8 protein-coding genes are annotated in these 6,475 nt (G+C 69.3%); 3 read left to right on the forward strand and 5 right to left on the reverse strand.

What is annotated here, in order from left to right; all coding sequences use genetic code 11:
- Both GJV64_RS10025 and GJV64_RS10030 read left to right on the forward strand, forming a co-directional pair.
- Positions 1–1,020 (forward strand): FAD-binding domain-containing protein (locus GJV64_RS10025; RefSeq protein ID WP_164157102.1); only part of this gene is annotated, 1,020 nt, incomplete at its 5' end.
- Entirely contained in the window at positions 1,020–1,487 is a 468-nt protein-coding gene (locus GJV64_RS10030; RefSeq protein WP_164157103.1) for a GreA/GreB family elongation factor, read from the forward strand. The genes GJV64_RS10025 and GJV64_RS10030, both read left to right, overlap by 1 nt.
- Here the strand turns inward: GJV64_RS10030 and GJV64_RS10035 are convergent.
- The 5 genes from GJV64_RS10035 to cobA form a co-directional block, all read right to left on the reverse strand.
- A complete protein-coding gene (locus GJV64_RS10035) occupies positions 1,480–2,808 on the reverse strand; it encodes an amino acid permease (RefSeq protein WP_164157104.1) in 1,329 nt (442 codons plus the stop codon). The two genes, GJV64_RS10030 and GJV64_RS10035, sit on opposite strands and share 8 nt — an antisense overlap.
- 82 nt (positions 2,809–2,890) lie before the next feature.
- A complete protein-coding gene (locus GJV64_RS10040; protein ID WP_164157105.1) occupies positions 2,891–3,313 on the reverse strand; it encodes a DUF934 domain-containing protein in 423 nt (140 codons plus the stop codon).
- Positions 3,306–4,937 (reverse strand): nitrite/sulfite reductase, encoded by a 1,632-nt coding sequence (locus tag GJV64_RS10045; RefSeq protein ID WP_164157106.1) that lies wholly within the window; start codon positions 4,935–4,937, stop codon positions 3,306–3,308. The genes GJV64_RS10040 and GJV64_RS10045 overlap by 8 nt, the downstream gene beginning before the upstream one ends.
- Positions 4,937–5,224 carry a DUF2849 domain-containing protein gene (locus GJV64_RS10050; RefSeq protein ID WP_164157107.1) on the reverse strand — a complete coding sequence of 96 codons (288 nt, stop codon included), beginning with the start codon at positions 5,222–5,224 and terminating at the stop codon, positions 4,937–4,939. The genes GJV64_RS10045 and GJV64_RS10050 overlap by 1 nt, the downstream gene beginning before the upstream one ends.
- The gene (gene cobA, locus GJV64_RS10055; protein ID WP_164157108.1) at positions 5,209–5,982 is read right to left on the reverse strand and encodes a uroporphyrinogen-III C-methyltransferase; all 774 of its coding nucleotides are present in this window, start codon (positions 5,980–5,982) and stop codon (positions 5,209–5,211) included. Before cobA ends, GJV64_RS10050 begins: the two co-directional genes overlap by 16 nt.
- A gap of 97 nt (positions 5,983–6,079) precedes the next feature.
- Here cobA and GJV64_RS10060 point away from each other — a divergent pair.
- Positions 6,080–6,475: precorrin-2 dehydrogenase/sirohydrochlorin ferrochelatase family protein (locus tag GJV64_RS10060; protein ID WP_328799174.1), on the forward strand; the 396-nt coding region annotated here is incomplete at its 3' end.

The following is a 6,475-nucleotide window of genomic DNA, read 5'->3' on the forward strand; positions in this document are numbered from 1 at the left end:
GCCCGCATCCGCATGGCTGATGTGCCCGGCGATCCGCTGCCCGATGCGGCTGCGCTGGGCCTGGCGCCCGATCCCTGCCCTGGCCGCCAGGCCGGCGGCCGGCGCGAGGGCCTGAAGCTGCTGAAAAGCTTTCTCGACGCGCGCGGCCGGCCCTACCGCGCGGCCATGTCGGCGCCCGCCAGCGGGGCGGACCATTGCTCGCGCCTGTCGCCGCACCTGACGCTCGGCACGATCTCGGTGCGCGAGGCCTATCAGGCTGCGCTGGCCGCCCGGACGCGCAAGCAGGCAACCGGCGACAGCATGTTCGTGCGCTCCATCGACTCGTTCATCAGCCGGCTGCACTGGCACTGCCATTTCATCCAGAAGCTGGAGGACGCGCCCTGGCTGGAGGCCCGCTGCCTGCACCCGGCCTATGAGCGCCTGCCAACACACGATGCGGCGCGGCTGGCGGCGTGGGCAGAAGGGCGCACCGGCTGGCCGTTCGTCGATGCCTGCATGAGGAGCCTTGCCGCGACCGGCTGGCTCAACTTCCGCATGCGGGCGATGGTGATGGCGGTCGCCAGCTATCATCTCCGGCTGGACTGGCGGCAGAGCGGCGCCGTGCTGGCGCGGCTGTTCACGGATTATGAGCCGGGCATCCACTGGGCCCAGGTGCAGATGCAATCGGGCACCACCGGCACCAACATCCCGCGCATCTACAACCCGGTGAAGCAGGGGCTGGACCAGGATCCGGACGGCCAGTTCATCCGCCGCTGGCTGCCGGAGCTGGCGCACCTGCCAACGCCCCTGGTGCATGAACCGTGGCTGGCAGACGCGCGCGCCAGCTATCCGGCGCCGCTGGTCAATCACGAACAAGCGGCGCGCGATGCCCGCGCCGCCATCACCGCCATCCGCCGCGATCCCGCCCATGCCGCGCCGGCGCGCGCCATCGTGGCGAAGCACGGCAGCCGCAGGGCCGGCTTGCCAGACACGACACGCCGCCGCAAAAGCCTGGCCATGCAGGGGCAGCTCGATCTCTGATGGACGGCAATCCCATCACCCCGGCCGGCATGGCAGCGCTGCGCGCGCGCTATGACGAACTGCTGCACCGGGAGCGGCCGGAGATTGTCGAGGTGGTGCGCTGGGCAGCGGGCAATGGCGACCGCAGCGAGAACGGCGATTATATCTATGGCCGCAAGAAGCTGCGCGAGATCGACCGTGAACTGGCGCATCTTGCCAAACGCATGGCCGCCGCCCGCGTGATCGATCCCGCCACCCAGGCCGAGCGCACCCGTGTGCTGTTCGGCTGCACGGTGGAGATCGCCGACGAGGACGACCATCGCCGCACGCTGACCCTGGTGGGCGATGACGAGCAGGACGTCGCCACCGGCCGCATCGGCTGGAGCGCGCCCCTCGCCCGCGCCCTTCGCGGTGCTCGCGTGGGCGATGTGCGCCGCGTGGTGCTGCCGGCCGGCGAGAAGAGCTGGGAAGTGCTGGCGATCAGCTAACCGGCCGCCGGCTGAGGCAGGCCGCCAGCAGCACCACCGCGAGACAGCCGAGGCTGGCATAGAGCTGGATGGCGAGATCGGGCGTGCGCGCCATCGCCACCAGCACGGCCAGCATGGCGGCCAGCGCGCCATGGCGGCCCCAGCGCAGCAGAGGCCCGGTGCCCACCCCCAGCCGGATCGCGGCCAGCACGGTGAGCATGTAGACGAAGATGATGATCGCGCCCGAGGCGTTGACCAGGAAGGCGAATACCCCGCTGGGCGACAGTTCGGAGGCCAGCACGCAGGCAAAGCCCACGGCCGTGCAGGCGAGGATCGAGCGGGCCGGCACGCCGCGCCGATCGATGGCGACCATCCAGCGCGGCGCATCGCCGTTGGCCGCCAGCGTGAACAGCGCGCGGCTGGCGACATAGATGGCCGAGTTGAGGCACGACAGCACCGCCACCAGCACGACAAGGTTCATCACCAGCGCCGCACCCGGGATGCCGACCACCGTCAGCGCGGCCGCGAAGGGCGATTGGCCCGGCACCACCTGGTTCCACGGCACGATGCAGAGGATCAGGAAAATGGCACCGATGTAGAAGAGGCTGAGGCGCAGGATCAGCGTGCTGGCCATGCGCGCCACCAGCGTCGCTGAATCCTCGGCCTCGGCCGCCGCGACCGTCACGATCTCGGCCCCGACCAGGGCGAACAGCACCGAGGTCACCCCGGCCAGCACCGCCCCCCAGCCATTGGGCGCAAAGCCGCCCGCCTGTGTGAGGTTGGCCACCCCCGGGCCGGGGCCAAAGATGAAGGCGGCGCAGGCGATGATGAACAGGCCGATCGCCACGACCTTGATGGTGGAGAACCAGAATTCGAACTCGCCGAAGCTGCGGGTCGAAAGCAGGTTGGTGCCGGTCAGCAACAGCATCACCGCCGTGCCGATCAGCCACAGCGGCAGCGCCACCCACTGGGCGATGATGGCGGCACCGGCAATCGCCTCGATGCCGATGACGATCGCCCAGAAATACCAGTAGAGCCAGCCCGAGGTGAAGCCGGCCCAGCGGCCGATGCCGGCGCGGGCATATTCGGTGAAGGCGCCGGCGTGCGGCACCGCCACCGCCAGACCAGCGATCACCTGCATGACGATCAGCACGATGAGGCCGGCCAGCGCATAGCTGACGATCACCGCCGGGCCGATGCTGGCGATGGCGGCGCTGCTGCCCACGAACAGCCCGGCGCCGATCACCCCGCCCAGCGAGATCATGGTGACATGGCGGCGCTTCAGGGAGCGGGCCAGCGCCGGCGCCGCGTCTGTCGGACCGGCTGCGATGGTCTTGGTCATGGCGTTGGCGTGCCCCCGGTTGCTGCCCTGGAGCCCGAGCCCTAGCAAATCCGCAAAGCGCGCGCGACCGCCAAGCGCTGTCTCAGCCGCGCTTTGCCCACACCGGCTGCCGGCGATCGGCCGCCGGCATGTAGACATGCGCGAAGCGCGCCAGTGTGCGTTCCGCCACGCCCAGGTCGATTGGCCGGTTCGGCGCCACTGCGTCGATGCCGGCGCGTCGCAGGAACGCCAGCTGGTCCACCTGCACGTCGCCAACGGCGCGGATTTCGTGGGCAAAGCCGGCTTCGCGCAGGATGGCGGCGCTGGAATAGCCGCGGCCGTCGCGGAACTTCGGGAACTCGAGGTCGATCCGGCGCAGGCTGCCCAGGTGCGGGATCAACAGCCTGGCATCATCGTCGGGCGCGAGCCGCACGGCGATCCCACCCGGCTGATAGTCGGCCAGAGGCACCGCCGGCGCGGTCTGCTCCGGATCGTTGCGCCAGCGCAGCAGGGCGGCCTCAGCCATAGACGGCCTCCTTGAACGGGGCCGGCCCGACCCGGCGATAGGTGTCGAGAAAGCGCTCCTCGGGGCCGGTGCGCAGCGTCTTGTAGACATCCACAACCGTGGCCACCGCCGCCACGATGCCGTTCTCGTCGAAGCCAGCCCCGAGGATCTTGGCGAGGCTGGCATCCTCCGCCCCCGAACCGCCGAGCAACAGCTGGTAATTCTCGTCGCCGCGGCGGTCGACGCCCAGGATGCCGATATGGCCGGCATGGTGGTGCCCGCAGCCGTTGATGCAGCCCGAGACCTTGATCTTCAATTCGCCCAGATCGCTCTCCTGCGGGGCCAGCATGACCGCCAGCTTCTGCGCGATGGGGATGGAACGGGCGTTGGCCAGCGTGCAGTAATCTAGGCCGGGGCAGGCGATGATGTCCGACGCGTGGTCGAGGTTGGCGGTGGCCAGCCCCGCCCCGGCCAGCGCCTGCCACAGCGCGAACAGATCGGCGCGGCGTACGTGCGGCAACACCAGGTTCTGGGCGTGGGTGACGCGGATCTCGTCCTGCGCATAGCGCTCGGCCAGATCGGCGATCAAGTCCATCTGCGCCGCGGAGGCATCACCGGGAATCTCGCCCGGCGCCTTCAGGCTGATGGTGACGATGGCATGGCCCGGCACCTTGTGCGGATGGGTGTTGACCGCCACCCATTTGGCGAAGGCCGGATCGGACAGGTCGATATCCACCGGGGCATCGGCCGCCAGCGCGGGCGGCTGGAAATGCGCTGCAATGCGCGCCAGTTCCGATGCCGGCGGATCAAGGCCGAGCGGCTTCACTAGCGCCCATTCCTCCTCCACCTGGCGCGCGAATTCCTCGGCGCCAAGATCGTTTACGAGGATCTTGATGCGCGCCTTGTAGATGTTGTCGCGCCGGCCGTGGCGGTTGTAGACCCGCAGGACCGCCTGCATGTAGCTGAGGAAATCCGCCACCGGCAGATACTCGCGGATCACCGGCGCCAGCATCGGCGTGCGGCCCATGCCGCCGCCCACCAGCACCTTCAGGCCGATCTCGCCGGTTTCGCCCCGCACCAGCTGCAGGCCGATGTCGTGCAGCTGTATCGCGGCGCGGTCGATGTTGCTGCCGGTCACCGCGATCTTGAACTTGCGCGGCAGGAACGAGAATTCGGGGTGCAGGGTGGACCATTGCCGCAGCAGCTCGGCATAGGGCCGGGGGTCGGCAATCTCGTCGGCGGCTGCGGCGGCAAACTGGTCGGAACTGATGTTGCGGATGCAGTTGCCGCTGGTCTGGAAGGCGTGCATCTCCACCGTCGCCAGCTCGGCGAGCAGATCGGGCGCCTCGGCCAACTTGATCCAGTTGTACTGGATGTTCTGCCGCGTGGTGAAATGGCCATAGCCGCGATCATAACGCCGCGCGATGTAGGCCAGCATCCGCATCTGGCGGCTGTCCAGCGTGCCATAGGGAATGGCGACGCGCAGCATATAGGCGTGGAGCTGCAAATAGAGGCCGTTCATCAGCCGCAGCGGCTTGAAGGCATCCTCGCTGATCTCGTTGTTCAGCCGCCGCGCGACCTGGTCACGGAACTCGGCCACGCGGGCATCGACGATCGCCTGATCATATTCATCGTAACGGTACATCAGATGGCCTCGACTGGCAGGCTGGGCAGGGCAAGATCCGGCCGCACGCTGGGGCCGACGGCGCGGACGCGTTCGCGCGTGGAGCGGGGGCGCCAGCCGCTGGGCGTCACATCGGCGTCGATAAGCGCCAGGTCGCTGATGCGCTCCTGCGGCACCAGCTGGGCCAGCAGCGCTTCGCCATCGGCATCGACGTCCACGGCGTCCTTCAAGTGCAGGCTCCAGCCCGACCCGCTCCACCACAGCACGTCACCGGTTTCGAGCCGGTTGCCGGTCAGCAGGCGAGGCATGCGATATCCTTTGCAAGAGCAGGTCGGGCGACCGAACCGGCCACCACTTCACCCACGATGATCAGCGCCGGCGAGCGGATCGCTTCGCGCGCCACCAGCCCGGCCAGATCGGCGAGCAGGGAGGTGACAAGCCGCTGCCCGGGCTGGGTGGCGCGTTCCACCACGGCCACCGGCGTATCGGGGGCCAGGCCATCGGCCATCAGCTTTTCGGCGATCGGCCCGGCACCGGCGATGCCCATGTAGATCACCAGCGTGCGCCCCTTGCCGGCCAGCCCGGCCCAATCCTGCTGCGCCAGCCCCCGGCACTCACCGGCGACAAAGCTGACCGTGGAGGCATGATCGCGGTGGGTGAGCGGCAGCAGCAGGGCCGCGGCCGCGCCGTTGGCCGCCGAGATGCCGGGGATCACCTCAACCGGAACGCCGGCCGCCACGCAGGCATCGACTTCCTCGCCGCCACGGCCAAAGATGAACGGATCGCCGCCTTTCAGGCGAATGACGGTGTTGCCGGCCAGCGCCTCCTTCACCAGCAGCGCGCCAATCTGGGCTTGCGGCAGCGAGTGACGGGCGCGCTGCTTGGCCACGCTGATGCGGCGTGCCGTTGCCGGCAGCAGCGCCATGACCTCGTCACCAACAAGGCCATCGTGCACCACGACATCGGCCGCCGACATCGCCCGGACTGCACGGATGGTCAGCAGATCTGCAGCCCCCGGCCCCGCGCCAACCAGCACGACCCGCCCGCTCTGTGTGTGATACCCCATGGTCCGCCCATGCCGCATCGGGCCAGCGGCGTAGAGCAAGACTTTCTTTGGCCGCCGATAGCTGCAATTGGAAACCCGCCATCAACCCGGAGGGCCAATGCAGCAGTTGCCGATCTTCGTCACCCTGACCGGCCGCACCGTGATCGTGGTTGGCGATGGCGAGGCTGCCGCTGCCAAGGCGCGGCTGGTCAGCGCCGCGGGCGGCCGCATCGCCGATGAAGGCGCCAGCGATGCCTGCCTGGCCTTCGTGGCTCTCGACGATGAAGATGCGGCAGCGGCCGCCGCCAGCCGCCTCAGGGCGCGCGGCCTTCTGGTCAACGTGGTCGACCGGCCGGCGCTGTCGGACTTCCTGATGGGGGCCATCGTCGATCGCAGCCCGGTGATCGTCGCGATCTCCACCGGCGGCAGCTCCGCCAGCCTGGCCCGCGCCCTGCGCATGCGCCTGGAGGCGCTGCTACCGGCCAGCCTCGGCCCGCTGGGCAGCGCCATCCGC

The sequence above is a fragment of the Sandarakinorhabdus rubra genome (assembly GCF_010994245.1).
GTDB classification, from domain to species: Bacteria; Pseudomonadota; Alphaproteobacteria; order Sphingomonadales; family Sphingomonadaceae; genus Sandarakinorhabdus; species Sandarakinorhabdus rubra.